A 17,676-nucleotide genomic window follows, 5' to 3' on the forward strand; every position below is an offset into this window, starting at 1 on the left:
GCAGAAAAACGGATAGTTCGCATACAGGATTCAGGGAAGTAAGTAGATGAGAAGAAAGTGTTGAGTGCGCAAACTAATATATGGCTGAAGAAATTGGGCTGAAGCCCGGTATTTTTTGTTTTATCCGTGCCCCCCGGCTTGAAAGCCGGGGCAACATGAATGCACGAGTCTGTAATGAATGGATGCTACTGAAACTCTTGATAATTGCCCCGGACTTCAGTCCGGGGTATATGGATAAACTAAAATATTTCAGGGCTTTAGCCCAATCTCTCCCGGCGACGCATGGTTTTGTTTTTACCCCGCATTCAGTTTCTTCAGAAGAAACGCCATCGACTGGCCGAGGTCGCGCATGTTCTCCATGCCTTCGGTATCATTGACAACCTCGCCGCCATCGCGTCCGCCGAAGCCGAGGTTCCAGTAGGTCGAGCCGACCATGAACATCTGGCAAATCTGGAAGAGGTGGTTGATGCTGTCGTAGGCGTGCACGCCGCCGCCGCGCCGGAGCGAGACCACCGCCGCGCCAACCTTGTGGCGGAAGAGCTGGTCGTTGGTTCGCGACACGAAGCCCGATCGGTCGATGAGCGCCTTCAGCTCCGGGGTGATGTCGGCGAAATAGACCGGCGAGCCGAGGATCATGCCGTCGGCTTCCGCCATTTTCCCGAAAATCTCGTTGAAGCCATCTTTGGTCGAGCACTGACGGTTCTTGCTTTTTACGCAGGCGTAACAGGAGCGACACCCCTTGATGTCGGTGCCGCCGACCTGGATCAGTTCCGTTTCGATGCCCTCCTCTTCGAGCGCCTCGAAGACCGTTTTGAGCATGATCGAGGTGTTGCCCGCAGGGCGAGGGCTGCCGTTGATGCCGATGACTTTCATGGGTTAAAAGTGTACCGGAGGACTGGTGCCCTCCGGTGTCTTGAAGAATTCAGATGATTTCAGAGAGTGCGACGATAGAGCTTTTCAGCGCCAGTGGTCGCGATCCGGGCCTCTGCGCTCATCCCGGTCTCGCCAGTCGCGGCGGTAGCGCCTGCGGTACTCGGCGTCGCGGTAACGCCGGATTTCGCTGCGGCGGTACTGGCGAATATTGCGCGGAAGGCGGCGATGTTCGATGTATCTCCACGGCCCGTCATACCTTGACGACCAGTACCATGCGCCGTTGTCATAAATATAGTAGCGTCCGCCATACAGGAGCATGTCATGCGGGCCTCCGAGCGAAACGGAGAAGCCGAGTCGCGGGGTATAGAGAAAATCGGGTCTTCGGTGAAAATAGCGTCTGTGATGCCGGTGCGGTGGCGGTGCGGCATAGGCCGCGGCAGGTGAGAAGATATTGAGATTGAGATCGACATTGACTTTCGCGTGAGCCGCGGGAACGCCCAGACCGAGAGTCGTGGCGGTCAGAACCGCAATCGTAAGTGCTTTTTTCATGACGTGCAAATGGTTACAGGTGATGAGATGGTAGTGCTTTTCCCAAGAGACAACATGCCTCGATCTGATCCTGCGGACGGGGTGCCGCGTTCTGTCCATATCGCTTGATACATGAATACAATATACAAGAATTGCCTTGAGAACAAGGCTGGCCCGCTCTTGGTTCGCCGGTCAGGAGGGGGGGCGTTTATCGGAGCGTTGCCGGTTTTGTGACGGCTCTGATTTTTTCGAGCACCGTCTCCATATCCTCCGGCAGCGGGGCGGTGAAGGCGAAGGGTTCGCCGGTGGTGGGCTGGCGGAAGCGCAGCGTCTCGGCGTGGAGCGCCTGGCGGCCCATCAGCTCCAGCAGGTTGCGGGTGAACGGCTCGCTCTTGCTGAAGGGCAGCGTGCGCGGGGTTGCGCCGCCGTAGGTTTCGTCGCCGAGGATGGGGTGGCCGAGGTTCTGAAGGTGCACGCGGATCTGGTGCGTGCGCCCCGTGTGCAGCGTCATGTCCATCAGCGCGAAGTACGCGAGGTCTTCGATAACCCGGTAGTCGGTGATGGCGTGCTTGCCTTCGCCGCCCTCGAACGGGAAGTTTGCCATCACCTTGCGGTTTTTGTGCGATCGGGCGATATTCGTCTTTATTGTCCCCGACGGCGGATCCGGCACGCCCCAGACAATGGCTTTATAGACCTTTTCGACCTGCCGCCGGGCGAACTGCGAGGCGAGCCGGTGCAGCGCGGTCGGGTTTTTGGCGATGATGATGAGGCCCGAGGTGTCTTTATCGAGCCGGTGCACGATGCCGGGGCGCAGGTCGGTTTTGTCGAGCTCGTCGGCCTCCTTGCCGAGGTGGTGCAGAATGGCGTTGGCGAGTGTGCCCGTCCAGTTGCCGAAGGCCGGATGCACCACCATGCCCGCCTCCTTGTTTATCACCATCAGGTCGTCGTCCTCGTAGAGGATGCTGACCGGAATGTCTTCTGGCGCAAGCTCCGGGGCGGGCGGGCGCAGGAAGGTGATGTGGATCTGGTCGCACGACTTGATGCGGTAGTTCGACTTGACGGGCTTGCCGTTGACCAGCACACGCTGTTCCTCGATGGCCTCCTGCACCTTGTTGCGCGTGGCGTTCTCCACCTGCTGCGCGAGGTAGCGGTCAATGCGCATCGGCGTCTGCACCTTGCTGACCTGAATGGTCATCTGCTTCGGCGCGGCTTCTTCCGGTTGCGGTTCGGCTGGCGATTCGGTTTTTAGCGGCTCTTTTTGCATTTTGTGACGGCTTGAAGCCGCATCATGAAAAAATTATTACGCAAGCCGATTGCTGCGTTGGGTGGTGCTCGAAATCCTCACGCGACCCCGGCTTGAAAGCCGTGGCAAGGTGAATGTAAGAGTTTTGAATGTCCGCAGGGTTGAAACCCCGCTGAAGAGCTCCGGTTTCTGTGCTTCAGCCGTCCTCCCCGACGAGTCGGGATCATGACATTTTTTCAACGGCGTGTCATGATTCGTGAATGTTATTATAGATTCGTGAATGTTATTATAGTCAAAGAATCGTTTCGTGCAACCGTGATTGTCCATCGCCGCCTGTTCGGGTCGGGATGATCGTCACGCAATCCTTTACATTATGCAGCAGTCAGAGCGTTCGTCAGCGCAGTTCGATGTGGTCGTCATCGGTTCCGGTCCCGGTGGGTACGAGGCGGCGATTCATGCGGCGCGGCACGGCATGAAAACCTGTCTTGTCGAAAAGGGGGCGCTCGGCGGGGTGTGCGTCAACTGGGGTTGCATTCCGACCAAGGCGCTGCTCCGGAGCGCCGAGGTGTACGATCTGGCGAAGAATCCGGCGACCTTCGGCGTCAGCGTCGGCGAGGTGTCGTTCGATCTCGCCCAGGCGGTCAAGCGCAGCCGGAACGTGGCCTTGAAAAGCTCGAAAGGCGTCGAGTTCATGCTGAAGCGGGCCAAAGTCGAGGTGTGGGCGGGCGAGGCGGTGCTGACCGGCGGCGCGGGCGTGACGGTGACGGCGCAGGACGGTTCCATGTGTACGCTCGAAGCTCGGAACATCATTGTGGCGACGGGCTCGAAACCGCGCGTGATTCCGGGGCTGGAGCCGGACGGCAAGACGATTATCACCAGCCGCGCGGCGCTGATTCTCAAGGAGGTTCCGGCGTCGATGATCGTGGTCGGCGGCGGGGCGATTGGCGTCGAGATGGCGTGGTTCTACGCCAAGGCGGGCGCGCAGGTGACCATCGTCGAGCTGATGCCGCGCATCCTGCCCGCCGAGGAAGCGGAGGTTTCCGAGGCGCTGAAGCGCTCTTTCGACAAGGCGGGCATCGCCGTGCACTGCGGCGCGAAGCTCGAAAATGTCGCCATCAGCGATGCGGGCGTCTGTGCCGACTTGCTCGTCGAAGGCGCGGAGCCGCAGCAGCTCGAAGCGTCGTGCCTGCTCGTGGCGGTCGGCGTGAGCGGCGCGATTGACGGACTTGGCCTCGACGCGGCGGGCGTCGAGACGGAGCGCGGATTCATCCGCACCGACGAATGGTGCCGAACCTCCACGCCGGGAGTCTGGGCCATCGGCGACGTGCGCGGCGGGATGCTGCTGGCGCACAAGGCCTCGGCGGAGGCGGCGATTGCGGTCGAAGCCATCGCCGGAAGGTCGCCAGAGCCGCTGTCCGAGCCGCTCATTCCGCGCTGCGTCTATGCGCAGCCGTCGGTGGCGTCGGTCGGCCTCACCGAAGAGTCGGCGATCAAAGCCGGGCACACGGTGGTTGTCGGGCGCTCGCAGTTCGCCGCATCGGGCAAGGCCAACGCCTTCGGCCAGCTCGAAGGATTCGTCAAGCTCATCTTCGAGGCCGCGACCGGCAAGATGCTCGGTGGCCACCTCATCGGCCACGATGCGGTCGAGCTGATCGGCGAACTCGGCCTGGCCTGCCGCTATGGCGTGACTGCCGAAGGGCTGGCGGGCACGGTGCACGCCCACCCGACGCTGTCGGAAACCGTCAAAGAGGCGGCGTTCGCGGCGTTGCAAGGCATGGGGTGAAGTCATGCGAGGGCAGCCGCAAGGGACTGCCCCTGCATTCGATCGGTCGGATCGGACTGATCCGACCGATCTTGTATCTCCGAAAAACCAACAATCGCGGCGATTTCCGGCATAGTGCTTTTACCTGTCACATTCGTGAAAAGGGTTTGTTATGTCTATGGTAAAAGCATAAATTCAGAATTCATTATTGATTATTGTCTTTTCGTCTTAACCAAGCAAGCCCCTGCCGGGAAACCGTGATCGGCGGCCCGGGTCGGGTATTAACCAACCAATTGACTATGACCCAGACTGCCAAAGCCGCAAAAAAGACCACTTCAGCCAAGGCAAAGGCCACCACGGAAGCCAAGGCCACCGCAGAAGAACAGGCGGTGACTTCCGCCAGAAAGCCCGCTCCCAAGCAGAAGTCCGCCCTGGCTTTCCCGTTCACCTCCATTGTCGGCCAGGAAGAGATGAAGCTCAGTCTGATTCTCAATATCATCGATCCGAGGATCGGCGGCGTTCTGGTCATGGGTCATCGCGGTACCGGCAAGAGCACGACCGTTCGTGCGCTGGCCGAGGTGCTTCCGTTCATCGACCGCGTCAAGGGTGACATCTACAACCGCACCGTCGAGCAGTACATCGAAATGGAGTCGGGCGTCAAGGGCGCTCCGGTGCTCAAGACCTCCGAGGTCAAGACCGAGAAGATTCCCGTACCGGTCATCGACCTTCCGCTCGGCGCTACCGAAGACCGCGTTTGCGGAACCATCGACATCGAAAAGGCGCTCACCAGCGGCGTCAAGGCTTTCGAGCCGGGCTTGCTCGCACAGGCCAACCGCGGCTTCCTCTACATCGACGAGGTCAACCTGCTCGATGACCACCTGGTTGACGTGCTGCTCGACGTGGCCGCCAGCGGCAAAAACGTGGTCGAACGCGAAGGTATCAGCATCCGCCACCCCGCCCGCTTCGTGCTGGTCGGTTCCGGTAACCCGGAAGAGGGCGAGCTTCGTCCGCAGCTTCTCGACCGTTTCGGCTTGCACGCCCGCATCATCACCATTAACGATGTCGAAAAAAGGGTGCAGATCGTCAAACTCCGCCGCGAGTACGACGAGGACCCGGAAGCGTTCCTCAAGAAGGTCACCCGCCAGCAGCAGAAGCTCCAGAAGGAGATCGTCACCGCTCAGAAACTTCTCCCGCAGGTTGCGATGGACGACGCGGTGCTGACTGACATCGCCCGCCTCTGCATGAACCTCGGTATCGACGGCCACCGCGGCGAGCTGACCATCACCCGCACCGCCCACGCCTACGCCGCGCTGCAGGGCGACAAGGAGGTCACGATGGAGCACGTCCGCAAGATCGCCGGCTTGTGCCTTCGCCACCGCCTGCGCAAGGATCCGCTCGAAACCGTCGATGCGGGTGAAAAGATCGATCGCGAACTCGCAAAAGTACTGGGAGAGGCCGAAGCAGCAGCATGATAGCATTTACCGACATTGTAGGAATGGATCTGGCCAAGCAGGCGCTGATGCTCTTGGCCGTCGATCCCTCCCTTGGCGGTGTCGTGATTCCTTCGACCGTAGGTTCGGGAAAATCGACGCTCGCAAGGGCATTCTCCGATATTCTGCCTGAAGGTACGCCCTTCGTGGAGCTGCCGCTGAACGTGACCGAAGACCGCCTCATCGGCGGCGTCGATCTCGAAGCGACCCTCGCCTCCGGCCAGCGCATCGTGCAGCACGGCGTGCTCTCAAAGGCGCACAAGGGCGTGCTTTACGTCGATTCGCTCAGCCTGCTCGACAGCTCCGCCGTGTCGCACATCATGGACGCCATGAGCCGTGGCGTGGTGCTTGTCGAACGCGAGGGTCTCAGCGAGGTGCACCCGGCGGACTTCATGCTGGTTGGCACCTACGATCCGAGTGACGGCGAGGTGCGCATGGGCCTGCTCGACCGCATCGGCATCATCGTGCCGTTCACGCCGGTCAACGACTACCGCGCCCGCAAGCTGATCGTCAGCCTCGTGATGGGTAAGCGCAACGAGGAGGATACGCAGGACGAACTGCGGATGCTTCGCGGCATCATCGGCGCGGCCAGGGAGCAGTTGCCCCACGTCTCGATCACCAACGAGCAGATCAAGGGTCTCATCCAGACCGCCATCAGCCTCGGCGTCGAGGGCAACCGCGTCGATATCTTCGCGATTCGCGCCGCCATCGCCAATGCCGCGCTCGGTCAGCGTACCGAAGTCGATGACGAAGATATGAAGCTTGCCGTCAAGCTGGTGCTGGTGCCGAGGGCTACCCGAATGCCCGAACGCGAGCAGGAGCAGGAGGAGATGCCGCAGGAGGAGCCTCCACCGCCGGACGAGCAGCCGCAGGACGAGACCGAAGACGAAAACGCGCCACCGGACGAGACCGACTCCGACGCCGACGAGGAGCAGGAGGAGACTCCCGACATGATCGAGGAGCTGATGATGGACGCCATCGAGACCGAGCTTCCCGACAACATTCTCAACATCTCGCTCGCCTCCAAGAAGAAGGCCAAATCCGGAAGCCGTGGCGAAGCGCTGAACAACAAGCGAGGCCGCTTCGTGCGCTCGCAGCCCGGCGAAATCAAGAGCGGCAAGGTCGCGCTCATTCCGACGCTCATTTCCGCCGCGCCGTGGCAGGCAGCGCGCAAGGCCGAGAAGGCCAAGAAAGGCATCAAAACCGGCGCACTGGTCATCAGCACGGACGACGTCAAGATCAAGCGTTTCCGCGACAAGTCCGGCACGCTCTTCATCTTCATGGTCGATGCCTCCGGCTCGATGGCCTTGAACCGTATGCGCCAGGCCAAGGGCGCGGTGGCGAGTCTGTTACAGAACGCCTACGTTCACCGCGACCAGGTGAGCCTGATCTCGTTCCGTGGAAAGCATGCGCAGGTGCTTCTGCCCCCGTCGCAGAGCGTGGATCGCGCCAAGCGCGAGCTTGACGTGCTGCCGACCGGCGGCGGAACTCCGCTTGCCTCGGCGCTGCTCACCGGCTGGGAAACCGCCAAGCAGGCGCGCACCAAAGGCATTACGCAGATCATGTTCGTCATGATTACCGACGGTCGCGGCAATATTCCGCTGGGCGCGGCCTACGATCCCAACGCCACCAAAGCGCCCAAGGAGGAGCTGGAGAAGGAGATCGAGGCACTGGCCCTCTCCATCCAGGCCGACGGCATCGCCTCGATCGTGGTCGATACCCAGATGAACTACCTGTCGAGAGGCGAAGCCCCCAAGCTCGCCCAGAAACTCGGCGGTCGCTACTTCTACCTCCCCAACGCCAAAGCCGAACAGATCGTCGAAGCCGCGTTGAGCTGACCCGCCTCTTTTGTCACACCCCGTCTCGCTGCAAGGTGGGATGGGGTGATGATAACCTGATCTTTTTCCGATTTATTCCTGTCATATTCTGAGTTCTACTTGTCCGTTGGCAATAGCGGCGGAATACCGGGTACCGGATTTTTTGCGATGCAGTTCGCCCCAGTCAGCAGCGCCGGAGCGCACCGGTGTTGACCTCGATGCCGGGCACGGTTATCAAGTTGGAGGTCAAAGCTGGCCAAAAGGTGGAGGAGGGCCAAGAGGTCGCGGTGATGGAAGCGATGAAGATGGAGTCACCGGTCAAAGCGCCGGTATCGGGCATCGTAACCGTCGTCCTCGCCAAACAGGGCGACACCCTCTCCGCCAACCAGCCGCTGATGTATATCGAGTGAGTCGAAGCGGGCAAGTCGTTACAGTACTTTTCAAACGAGCAGGCTTAATCGGTCTGCCCTTTTTTTATTTGAGCGGAGGCAGTTCTTATAGAGGATTTTTTTTCTGGATGAACCTGGATTCTTTCTGTCATTCTGAACGGAGCAACGTGAAGTGAAGAATCCAGTTATCTTTGGCGGATACCCTGATAAGTTTTTGATTTAGAATATTCTACGTGACTTTTTTGATTCTTTGCCCGCCCGGACAAGTCGGGACGGACTCAGAATGACAGGGAAAGCGACCTTGTGCTCTTGCGAACCGCCCGTACGGAAATAGCGGAGCGTTTTACTCATGCAAACGACGACGAAGCGGGAAGGTGGTCGAAAACCGACGGTACCGGGAAGCTTTCACTTTCGACACTTGTCATGGTGAGCGGGCTGTTTTTATACAAATTGACGATTTGATCTTCAGATTGTATATTTTGCCTTATGATCGAACGTCGTTTAACATCAACCCTTTTACGGTTGGCCGAGGCGTTTCCGGTTATCGTTATGACCGGGCCGCGTCAGTCAGGGAAAACTACCCTGTCGAGGGCGGTCTTTGCCGATAAACCCTACGTCAGCCTCGAAAATCCGGATGAACGAGCTTTTGCCGTCGAGGATCCGAAGGGATTTCTCAAGCGTTTTGAAAACGGAGCCGTATTCGATGAAGCGCAGCGCTGGCCGGAGCTTTTTTCGTGGTTGCAAGGCATGGTCGATGAAAACCCTGCTCCGGGCAGGTTTGTCATTACCGGTTCCCAGCAATTCGGCTTGTTGGCGGGCGTCAGCCAGTCGCTTGCCGGAAGAGCGGGGATGACGCACCTTTTACCGTTATCGCTGTCGGAAATTCCGGGATTGACGGAGCAACGTTTCTCTCTCGATACTTTGATGATCACCGGAGGCTACCCGGCCCTCTATTCACGTCCGCTTTCACCGGAAGACTGGTTCGCCAGCTATGTGGCGACCTACGTGGAGCGTGATATCAGGCAGGTGCTGAAGATTCAGGATTTGTCGGCATTCCAGCGATTTCTGCGCCTGTGCGCCGGTAGAAATGGCCAGTTGCTCAACCTCAGCGCACTGGCGGGAGAAGCCGGAATTTCACAGTCAACGGCGCGTGCCTGGCTGTCGGTGCTCGAATCGAGCTATCTGGTGCATCTCTTGCCGCCCTATTATCGAAACTTCGGCAAACGGCTGGTCAAGTCTCCGAAACTCTATTTTCTCGATGTCGGCCTTGCCTCTTGGCTGCTCGGCATCCGGTCCGCCGAAACGCTTGCTCTGCACCCGTTCCGTGGCGCGTTGTTCGAGTCGCTGGTCGTCAGTGAGTTCATCAAGGCGCGGTACAACAAAGGGTTGCCTGCTGATCTCTATTTCTGGCGCGACAACAACGGCGTCGAGGCCGATCTGGTCTTTGAAAGTGGCGCAAAGCTCCAGCCGGTCGAGATCAAGTCAGGAAGCACGGTCACGTCCGATTACATCAAAGCAGGTCAGCGAGCAGGAAAGTTTGCAACGGAAGAAACCGATTCTCCCTGGCTGATCTACGGCGGCGACGAGTCCTACGAGCGTAGCGGCGTAAAGGTCGTCGGCTGGCGCGATGTTGGGGATTGGGTGTAACGGATTATTTCATATCTCCAGCCATTAACGTAGGGGCAGACCTGCGTGTCTGCCCTCTGTTGCGTATATTGAGCGAATTGATTTTCTGTAGGGAAAAATACCTTTGGAGCTGAACTATGGAAGGTTTGATAAAAGACCTGCTCAAGGGATTCTTCGGTCTCTTTGCATGGCTGTACCGGCGACACCAGGATCAGCAAGCTGCCAGAGACCTTGCGCCATACTTTACCTACAAGGAGGTGAAAGAAAAACGGAAGTTGTTCATTGAAACGCAAGGGCAGAGCGCTTCACCGACAAGACAGGATGAACCACGGTTTACGCATAACTACGTTCCGAGAGAGAAACTGATTCCTTTTTTTCTTGATAAAGCTTTTGATGAAAAAAAGACGGATGGGAAATATTATCTCGTTCTGGCAGATTCGGGCATGGGAAAAACGACCCTTCTTGTTAACCTTTTCGTCCGCTATAACTCGTTTTTCAGCAGGAACCGGCGCTTTACGATCAGATATATTCCGTTTGCCTCCGGTGATGTGTTCCAGCACATCAGGGCAATAAAGAGAGACGAGGCAATCGATACGATTCTCCTGCTCGATGCGTTTGATGAATATGCAGGATTGCTTCCCCCCGACGAGCCTGACGGCTTGTCCGATGACGAGCGTTTTCGCAAGGTGCTTGATGAGTTGTTCGATGTGGTCAGGGATTTTCGTGACGTGGTGATTACGAGCCGGACGCAATATTTCCCCGGTCAGGAAGATGATCCCTATGAGCTGAAAATCCCCCGTTACAGCAAAGCCGGATTTCATTCACTTGCCAAACTCTATCTTTCCCCGTTCGATAACAGCGAAATCGACTCCTATCTGAACCGGAAGTATGGCGTGTTTTGCTGGGGGAAGAAAAAGAAAGCTCGTCAGGTTGTCTATAACTCGCAGAATCTGATGGTGCGCCCGATGTTGCTCAGTCATATCGGCGATTTCGTAGACAGCGGCAAGCAGTTTCACAATACGTATCAAATTTATCAGGAGCTGGTCGAGGCATGGATCGAGCGTGAGTGCAATAAAAGAGAGCATAACAAGGTCAATCGCGAGCAATTGAAAGAGAATCTGCACAAGTATTCTCGTCTGGTCGCGCTGAAAATTTATGAGAAAAGAAAAGAGAGCAATGTTCTCTGGCTTTCCAGAGATGATGCCGTCGAAGTTGGTGTCGATACCGGGCTGAAAGATTACCAGATGACCGGTCAATCGCTGCTTACCCGCGATGGGGCGCACAAATGGAAGTTCGCGCACAAATCGATTTTCGAATATTTCATCGCCAAAGAGGCGCTTGAAAACCTCGCTTTTGCCTGGGAGCTGGACTTCACCGGCATGGATATGACCCAGCTTTTCTGCAAGGAACAGGGGTTTGTGACGAGTTTGACCATCAATTATGCATTGATCAAAGGCGGCGCATTCATGATGGGCAGCCCGGAAAGCGAGACGGACAGAGCAAAGAATGAAACGCAGCACGAGGTGAAGCTGAGTGACTTCATGATGTGCCGGTATGCCGTGCCGGTTGCCGATTTCAGACGCTTTGCCGAAGAGAGCGGCCACCTGACCGATGCTGAAAAAGAGAACTTCAGCCATGTTTGGGATGGAAAAAAGTGGAAGCAGAAAGAGGGCGTCAACTGGCGTCACGATGCTTCGGGTAACGAGCGGCCGGAAGCCGAATGGAGCCATCCGGTGCTGCATGTAAGCTGGAACGATGCGGTTGCCTATTGCAACTGGCTGACAGAAAAACGGGGTGGCGGCTTTTTTCGCTTGCCGACGGAGGCGGAGTGGGAGTATGCCTGCCGGGCAGGCACGACGACGCCGTTCAGCACCGGCGAGAACCTCACAACGGATCAGGCGAACTATGACGGGAACTATCCATACGGTAAAAATCCGAAAGGGGAGTATCGTAAAAAGACGGTTCCGGTGGATTATTTTAAACCAAACGGTTTTGGCCTGTACAACATGCACGGCAACGTTTGGGAGTGGTGCAGCGACCGGTACGATGAAGCATATTATGAGGAGTGCCGGAAGCTGGGAGTGGTGACGGATCCGCGGGGTCCGGAAACGGGTTCGCGCCGTGTTCTTCGCGGCGGGGGCTGGTACAGCTTTGCGGGGCGCTGCCGCTCGGCTTATCGCGACTACGGCCATCCCGGCCTTCGCCACCACGGCGTCGGCTTCCGCCTGGTGTTCGTCCCGCAGTTCAGCGCAGCTCATCCGGCAAAAGAGGAGTGAGATGGCGAGCCGGGGGCAGGCGGCGCAAGGGACGCAGCGCCGAAAGCCTCCGGAACGCCATCGAACGGCGGGGAGTTGAAAAGAGAGCGCCGCCGGAGGCGGCCGGTTTTCGCAACCGATTCCGGGGTTAGTCATGCAGATTCGGCTTTTTACCATTCCCATTGGCGATAGCGGCGCGGCCCAGCAGGAGATGAACGTTTTTCTGCGCTCGAACAGGGTACTCGAAGTCGAGCAGCAGCTTGTTCACGGCGACCATGGGGCCTGCTGGTGCTTTTGCGTACGTTACCTCGAACACTCGTTTCCGGCAGCCCAGGAGGGGCGCACGAAGGTCGATTACCGCCAGGTGCTTGATGAGGCTACCTTCAAAAAATTTGCTCATCTTCGCGACATTCGCAAACAGGTTGCGGCGCAGGAAGGGGTTTCAGCCTACGTCGTCTTTACCGATGAAGAGCTTGCGGCGCTTGCCAGACTGGAGGAGATCACGGTCACGAACATGCTCGGCATCAGGGGAATTGGCGAAAAGAAGGTCGAACGTTTTGCCCGTTTTTTTCTTTCCGATACAGAAAGAGATGAAACCTCGGAAGTGGCTGATCGATGAGATCGCCTGCATGGACAATCTGCACCTTGCTTTTTACAAAGCGCAAAAGGGCAAGGCTGTGCGCCCGGAGGTGCTGGCCTACCGGCGGCGGTTGCAGGCCAATCTGCTTGTTTTGCAACGGCAGATCGTTTCTGGCGAAATAGAAACCGGCCATGCTCGCTCCTTTACCATTTACGACCCCAAGAAGCGGGTGATTTGCGCCGCTCCTTTTTCGCAGCGCGTGTTGCATCATGCGCTCATGAATCTTTGTCATGCATCGTTCGAGCGCTATCAGATTGAACAGAGCTTCGCAAGCCGCCCGGGCAAGGGAACCTATGCCGCGCTCGATACCGCGCGGAGGTATCATCGCCGGTATCGCTGGTTTCTGAAACTCGATGTCCGAAAGTATTTCGAGAGCATCGATCATGAAGTCCTCAAGTCGCAACTTCACCGGCTTTTCAGCGACAGCCATCTGCTCGGGATTTTCGAGGCTATCATCGACAGCCATGTCGGGTCAGCAGAGGGCAAGGGCGTGCCTATTGGTAATCTGACCAGCCAATATTTCGCCAATCACTATCTGTCTGCTCTCGATCACCGGGTCAGGGAGGTGATGCATGTTCCGGCCTATGCGCGGTACATGGATGACATGGTGCTCTGGAGCGACGACAAGGAGCGGCTGCTCGAAACCGGACGTCGTTTTCAACATGAAGCGGAGGCAACCTTGCGGCTTGCTCTCAAGCCGTTCTGCCTGAACATGAGCAGCAATGGTTTGCCGTTTCTGGGTTATCTGCTCTATCCGGGGCATGTTCGTCTGTCACAGCGCAGCCGGAAGCGTTTCATTGAAAAGTCGGGAATCTATGCCGAAAAGCTGATGAGCGGGGAGTGGAATCAAAAAGTGTATGCCAGTCACGTCATGCCACTGGAGGCATTTACCGCCCATGCCGACAGCCGGGAACTGCGCAAGAGCGTGTATTGCAGGACAGGAATCGTATCTTGAACAGGTTGGTAAAGGGCATCGGCCGTGGGTTCGAACCGTGTTCTTCGCGGCGGAAGCTGGAACAACAATGCGAGGAACTGCCGCTCGGCTTATCGCGACAACGACAATCCCGGCAATCGCAACAACAACGTCGGCTTCCGCCTGGTGTTCGTCCCGCAGCTCAAAAGCATAGCCGGATGACTGCCTTTGAACAGGCCGATGACCCTGCCCCTTGAAGCAAAGGGCAAAAAGCGCGGTGAACATGCCCGCTATCGTCCAGACGAGCCGGAGAGCCGTTACGATGGTCGCGGGCATGGTTTTTTTGTGGGTGCGGAGTAAGCGCGGCGCGGAATGCTGAATCATTGTTTCGCGGGGAGTTCGGCATGTTCATTCCTGCTGCGTATATTCACCGAACAGCTTGCGTAACGGATAACCCCAAGTTATGAGCGATATTTTCCTGAGTTATTCCCAGAAAGATGAAGAGCGGGTGCGGCCAATTGTCCGGCATTTGGAGAGCTTGGGATGGACTGTTTTCTGGGACAGGAATATTCCGCCTGGCAGGACATGGGACGAATACATTGAAATGCATCTCGATGCCGCCCGGTGTGTCGTTGTTGTCTGGTCGAAGGATTCCGTTCGCTCCCATTGGGTCAAGACAGAGGCTGAAGAGGGGCGAAGAAAGCAAATTCTTGTTCCTTTGAAGCTCGATGAGGTAACGTTGGGCCTGGCTTTCAGGCACATTCAAGCCGCCGATTTGACCGGCTGGAATAACGATGCTTCTCACGGTCAGTTTAAAGCCTGTATTGAGGCTATTTCCGCATTGGTTCCACAACCCTATTTGGCAAAGAAGCCCTCCTCGCCAGAAATATCCGTTACCTCTGTCGCACCGCAAGTTCCCAAACCGCAGTTGCCGGAGCATTTCGTGCTGATCAAAGGGGGGCAGTTTATGATGGGCAGCCCGAAGAGCGAGGAGGACAGAAGCGATGACGAAACACAGCACAATGTGAAACTGAGCGACTTTGCGATGTGCCGGTACGCGGTGACGCAGGAGGAGTGGCAGAAAGTTACCGGCTCGAATCCTTCATCTTTTAAAGGAGATAATCTTCCGGTAGAGCAAGTCAGTTGGGACGATTGCCAGGCTTTCATCAAAAAGCTGAACGAAAAAACGGGTGGCGGGAATTACCGTTTGCCGACAGAGGCGGAGTGGGAGTATGCCTGCCGGGCGGGCACGACAACGCCGTTCAACACCGGCGAGAACCTCACAACGGATCAGGCGAACTATGACGGGAACTATCCATACGGCAAAAACCCGAAAGGGGAGTATCGTGAAAAAACAGTTCCGGTGGACAGTTTTCAGCCGAACGGTTTTAGGTTGTACAACATGCATGGCAATGTGTGGGAGTGGTGCAGCGACCGGTACGATGAAGCATATTATGAGGAGTGCCGGAAGCAGGGAGTTGTGGAGAATCCGCGGGGGCCGGAAACGGGTTCGAACCGTGTTCTTCGCGGCGGTAGCTGGTACAACTATGCGGGGTACTGCCGCTCGGCTGATCGCGCCGGCGGCTATCCCGGCTTTCGCTGCTACAACGTCGGCTTCCGCCTGGTGTTCGTCCCGCAGTTCAGCGCAGCTCATCCGGCAAAAGAGGAGTGAGATGGCGAGCCGGGGGCAGGCGGCGCAAGGGACGCAGCGCCAGAAGCCCCCGGAACGCCATCGAACGGCGGCGCGGAGCGCTCCCAGGGTAAGAGAAAAAAGGGATAACGGCTTTTTTAAATTACCGTTATCCCATTCTCATTTCCCCCATCCTTTCAGACCAATCCGTCATCCATTCGATTTAACGATCACGTCGCAGGCGGGATTCAGTTGCGTGAAGCGGTCGAGTTCGGCTTGCGGTATCAGTTCCCCACCGGTATTTTTTCCCTTCACTCTGCCTGAGTCTTGTTTATGTATTTGTGCAAAATACTCGAAATCAACGTCTGGTACGGCAACCCTTCTTTCAGGGCAATTTTCTGCAACTCTTTCAGGTCGCGTTCGGAAATCCGGATATTTACCCGTTTATCTTTTCGTATGGTAGCACGTGCAGATTCTTCCAGTTCCAGCTTTCGCTTTTTTAAATCTTTAACAGAACGCCATTCATTTCGTTCAAAAGAATCCAGCAACTCTTTTTCATCATTATCGAAATTATTCATTTTTTATTCTCCAGATATTCTTTTGTCGCTTTTCTACTCGGAATGATCGTTTTCAGAAAAATTTCATCAGCCGTTTCAACGTAAGGGACAAGGTGGATATAGTTATCGATATTCAAAACCATCATTCTTTGTCCAGCATATTTTTCCTGATTTGGATGTTCAATATCGTCGATCAGGCACTTACTATCCAGATAAAAAAGAATATCCTCAAAACAGATTCCTCTGTTTTTTCTCAACCACTCATTCTTCTCTCTATTCCAGTTTATCAGTTTCATAAGACGAATTTAGGGCATGGTGTGCACTTTGGCAACAGAATTATGCGGATTAAGCGCTGAAGCACATCAACCGTCCGCAATAATCAGGTGGCTTTTTCAATCAAAAAAAAGGATAACAGCTTTTTCAAATTACCGTTATCCCTTCTTTACTATCGTCTATTTCCACTCAGCCTCACGGCTTTATCACCACTTCGCAGGCGGGATTCAGTTGCATGAAGTGGTCGATTTCGGATTGCGGAATTCGGCCTGCCGAGAGTTCCAGCTTTTCGAGACTCACCAGCTCCATCAGCGGCGCTATCGAATCGACAAGCGTGCCGATGATGTTCAGCTCTTCCAGCTCCCGGAGTCCGGCGAGTGGGTCGAGGTGGTGGACGCCGGTTTCCGCAATGCCCAGCTCCTTGAGCATGGCCAGGTTTTTTAGCGGTTCGAGGCTCGTGATCGCCGTGCGGCTGCACCGGAGGTATTCGAGATTTTCCAGCCTCGACAGCGGATCGAGCGAGCTGACGCCGGTGATGTTGATGCCGAGTTCGGAGAGGTTGGTCAGGTTCCGGAGCGGCTCGATCGAGGTGATCTCCGTTTTGTAGCAGCTCAGCTTTTCGAGCCTGAACAGTCCGCTCACCGGCGACAGGTCGCTCACCATCGTTTCGGAGCAGTACAGCTCTTCGAGATTGACAAGGCCGCTGACCGGTTCGAGATCGCTCACCTCGGTGCTTGAAACCCAGAGCAACTTGAGCGAGAGGATGTCGCGCAACGGGTCGAGCGCGGTGTAGTCGCAGTCGAAGGCGTAGAGGCGCTTGAGGTTGCGGAGGTTTCGGAGCGGTTCGAGGCTCTCGATGGGGCTTTCGTCGCAGCGCAGTTGTTGCAGGTTTTCGAGCAGGCTCGTCGGCGCGAGGTTGTGGATGCGCATGTTGTCGCACCGGATGCTGGTGGCGTTCAGGAAGTCGAGCAGCTCCTCGTCCGAGGGGTCACGCTGGACTTTCAGCGTGTTTTTGACCACCTCCTTCCAGTCGTTGCCCAGCGCCTTGAACCAGTTGTGCCGCTTTTGCGGGTCTCGCAAGAGCACGGTTCGCGATGCGGCCAGCGCCTCCTGTTCGGCCGGGGAGAGGCGGTTGTGGAAGCCCGAGTGCATCGGGCCGGTGTAGTCGTTCGGAAAGTTCACGACCGGCGATTTGCCGGTATCGAGGTTTTCGGCCAGGCACCGGATGTACCAGTCGGCTTTTTTCTCCTCGATGACGCGGTAGTGCTTCTCGTGATTCTGCTCGTCGAGCGTGTTGATGTCTTCGAGAATGTCGTTACCGCATCTCGGACATATCGCATTCTGCCGGGTCAGCGGAAAACCGCAGACCGGGCACTGCTTGTAAATATTCTGCTCCAATGGGTATGGCCTTGAAGGGTTGGGTTAGCCTGCTATTGTTGCACAAAATAGGAAAAAAACAGCCTCAAACCGCATCCCCCGCCCGCCGGTTTTCCGATTGGTAACACCTGGCTGCTTTGAGCAGATGCAAATTGAGCGTGAACTTTCAGTCTGCTTAACTTTGTTATTTAAAGTTAAGGGAGCCGTGCCGATGAAATCTGCAAAAAAGTCTCCTGTGCCGGTGCTCGGTTTTTTTGTGAAAAGGTGTCGATTCGGTGATCAGCTATGCAATGGGCGTCAGCC

The 17,676-nt window shown here is 56.6% G+C and carries 16 protein-coding genes; 10 read left to right on the plus strand and 6 right to left on the minus strand.

Going from position 1 to position 17,676, the window contains the following annotated elements:
* Positions 1-294: 294 nt before the first annotated feature.
* The 3 genes from EST62_RS07540 to EST62_RS07550 form a co-directional block, all read right to left on the minus strand.
* Positions 295-873 (minus strand): flavodoxin family protein, encoded by a 579-nt coding sequence (locus tag EST62_RS07540; protein ID WP_129051487.1) that lies wholly within the window; start codon positions 871-873, stop codon positions 295-297.
* Between the two features lie 84 nt (positions 874-957).
* Entirely contained in the window at positions 958-1,422 is a 465-nt protein-coding gene (locus EST62_RS07545; RefSeq protein WP_129051488.1) for a hypothetical protein, read from the minus strand.
* A gap of 187 nt (positions 1,423-1,609) precedes the next feature.
* Positions 1,610-2,665: an RluA family pseudouridine synthase gene (locus EST62_RS07550; protein ID WP_167599240.1), complete on the minus strand. Its 1,056-nt coding sequence runs from the start codon at positions 2,663-2,665 to the stop codon at positions 1,610-1,612.
* A gap of 352 nt (positions 2,666-3,017) precedes the next feature.
* On the opposite strand from EST62_RS07550, the gene lpdA reads away from it, so the two are divergent.
* From lpdA to EST62_RS07600, 10 genes are all read left to right on the plus strand, one after another.
* Positions 3,018-4,427 (plus strand): dihydrolipoyl dehydrogenase, encoded by a 1,410-nt coding sequence (gene lpdA, locus EST62_RS07555; RefSeq protein WP_129051489.1) that lies wholly within the window; start codon positions 3,018-3,020, stop codon positions 4,425-4,427.
* A gap of 278 nt (positions 4,428-4,705) precedes the next feature.
* Complete coding sequence (gene bchI, locus EST62_RS07560; protein WP_129051490.1) at positions 4,706-5,878, plus strand: magnesium chelatase ATPase subunit I; 1,173 nt, start codon at positions 4,706-4,708, stop codon at positions 5,876-5,878.
* Positions 5,875-7,734 carry a magnesium chelatase ATPase subunit D gene (gene bchD / locus EST62_RS07565; protein ID WP_129051491.1) on the plus strand — a complete coding sequence of 620 codons (1,860 nt, stop codon included), beginning with the start codon at positions 5,875-5,877 and terminating at the stop codon, positions 7,732-7,734. The genes bchI and bchD overlap by 4 nt, the downstream gene beginning before the upstream one ends.
* Before the next feature lie 185 nt (positions 7,735-7,919).
* Positions 7,920-8,123, plus strand: a complete 204-nt coding sequence (locus EST62_RS07570) for an acetyl-CoA carboxylase biotin carboxyl carrier protein subunit (protein ID WP_245153522.1) — start codon at positions 7,920-7,922, stop codon at positions 8,121-8,123.
* Between the two features lie 465 nt (positions 8,124-8,588).
* Positions 8,589-9,749 carry an ATP-binding protein gene (locus EST62_RS07575; protein WP_129051492.1) on the plus strand — a complete coding sequence of 387 codons (1,161 nt, stop codon included), beginning with the start codon at positions 8,589-8,591 and terminating at the stop codon, positions 9,747-9,749.
* 422 nt (positions 9,750-10,171) lie between these two features.
* Complete coding sequence (locus EST62_RS07580) at positions 10,172-12,004, plus strand: formylglycine-generating enzyme family protein (protein WP_245153530.1); 1,833 nt, start codon at positions 10,172-10,174, stop codon at positions 12,002-12,004.
* A 133-nt stretch (positions 12,005-12,137) separates the two neighbouring features.
* Entirely contained in the window at positions 12,138-12,602 is a 465-nt protein-coding gene (locus tag EST62_RS07585; RefSeq protein WP_129051493.1) for an HRDC domain-containing protein, read from the plus strand.
* 10 nt (positions 12,603-12,612) lie between these two features.
* On the plus strand, positions 12,613-13,578 hold the full coding sequence (locus EST62_RS07590; RefSeq protein WP_245153531.1) for an RNA-directed DNA polymerase: 966 nt from the start codon (positions 12,613-12,615) through the stop codon (positions 13,576-13,578).
* 24 nt (positions 13,579-13,602) lie between these two features.
* On the plus strand, positions 13,603-13,758 hold the full coding sequence (locus EST62_RS07595) for an SUMF1/EgtB/PvdO family nonheme iron enzyme (RefSeq protein WP_129051495.1): 156 nt from the start codon (positions 13,603-13,605) through the stop codon (positions 13,756-13,758).
* 241 nt (positions 13,759-13,999) lie between these two features.
* A complete protein-coding gene (locus EST62_RS07600; RefSeq protein ID WP_129051496.1) occupies positions 14,000-15,208 on the plus strand; it encodes an SUMF1/EgtB/PvdO family nonheme iron enzyme in 1,209 nt (402 codons plus the stop codon).
* A gap of 269 nt (positions 15,209-15,477) precedes the next feature.
* Here the strand turns inward: EST62_RS07600 and EST62_RS07605 are convergent, their stop codons facing one another.
* The 3 genes from EST62_RS07605 to EST62_RS07615 all read right to left on the minus strand — a co-directional run bounded on the left by EST62_RS07605 (position 15,478) and on the right by EST62_RS07615 (position 17,394).
* The gene (locus EST62_RS07605) at positions 15,478-15,744 is read right to left on the minus strand and encodes an antitoxin (protein WP_129051497.1); all 267 of its coding nucleotides are present in this window, start codon (positions 15,742-15,744) and stop codon (positions 15,478-15,480) included.
* Positions 15,741-16,019, minus strand: a complete 279-nt coding sequence (locus EST62_RS07610) for a BrnT family toxin (protein WP_129051498.1) — start codon at positions 16,017-16,019, stop codon at positions 15,741-15,743. Before EST62_RS07610 ends, EST62_RS07605 begins: the two co-directional genes overlap by 4 nt.
* A 172-nt stretch (positions 16,020-16,191) precedes the next feature.
* Entirely contained in the window at positions 16,192-17,394 is a 1,203-nt protein-coding gene (locus EST62_RS07615) for a leucine-rich repeat domain-containing protein (protein ID WP_129051499.1), read from the minus strand.
* Positions 17,395-17,676 lie beyond the last annotated feature (282 nt).

Source organism: Chlorobaculum sp. 24CR (assembly GCF_004118635.1).
In the GTDB taxonomy this organism is placed as follows: domain Bacteria; phylum Bacteroidota; class Chlorobiia; order Chlorobiales; family Chlorobiaceae; genus Chlorobaculum.

What these genes read in the sequence shown, in the direction of transcription:
- EST62_RS07540 (WP_129051487.1), bottom strand. Translation starts at nt 873, where the DNA reads ATGAAAGTCATCGGCATCAACGGCAGCCCTCGCCCTGCGGGCAACACC.
- EST62_RS07545 (WP_129051488.1), bottom strand. Translation starts at nt 1,422, where the DNA reads ATGAAAAAAGCACTTACGATTGCGGTTCTGACCGCCACGACTCTCGGT.
- EST62_RS07550 (WP_167599240.1), bottom strand. Translation starts at nt 2,665, where the DNA reads ATGCAAAAAGAGCCGCTAAAAACCGAATCGCCAGCCGAACCGCAACCG.
- lpdA (WP_129051489.1), top strand. Translation starts at nt 3,018, where the DNA reads ATGCAGCAGTCAGAGCGTTCGTCAGCGCAGTTCGATGTGGTCGTCATC.
- bchI (WP_129051490.1), top strand. Translation starts at nt 4,706, where the DNA reads ATGACCCAGACTGCCAAAGCCGCAAAAAAGACCACTTCAGCCAAGGCA.
- bchD (WP_129051491.1), top strand. Translation starts at nt 5,875, where the DNA reads ATGATAGCATTTACCGACATTGTAGGAATGGATCTGGCCAAGCAGGCG.
- EST62_RS07575 (WP_129051492.1), top strand. Translation starts at nt 8,589, where the DNA reads ATGATCGAACGTCGTTTAACATCAACCCTTTTACGGTTGGCCGAGGCG.
- EST62_RS07580 (WP_245153530.1), top strand. Translation starts at nt 10,172, where the DNA reads ATGGGAAAAACGACCCTTCTTGTTAACCTTTTCGTCCGCTATAACTCG.
- EST62_RS07585 (WP_129051493.1), top strand. Translation starts at nt 12,138, where the DNA reads ATGCAGATTCGGCTTTTTACCATTCCCATTGGCGATAGCGGCGCGGCC.
- EST62_RS07590 (WP_245153531.1), top strand. Translation starts at nt 12,613, where the DNA reads ATGGACAATCTGCACCTTGCTTTTTACAAAGCGCAAAAGGGCAAGGCT.
- EST62_RS07600 (WP_129051496.1), top strand. Translation starts at nt 14,000, where the DNA reads ATGAGCGATATTTTCCTGAGTTATTCCCAGAAAGATGAAGAGCGGGTG.
- EST62_RS07605 (WP_129051497.1), bottom strand. Translation starts at nt 15,744, where the DNA reads ATGAATAATTTCGATAATGATGAAAAAGAGTTGCTGGATTCTTTTGAA.
- EST62_RS07610 (WP_129051498.1), bottom strand. Translation starts at nt 16,019, where the DNA reads ATGAAACTGATAAACTGGAATAGAGAGAAGAATGAGTGGTTGAGAAAA.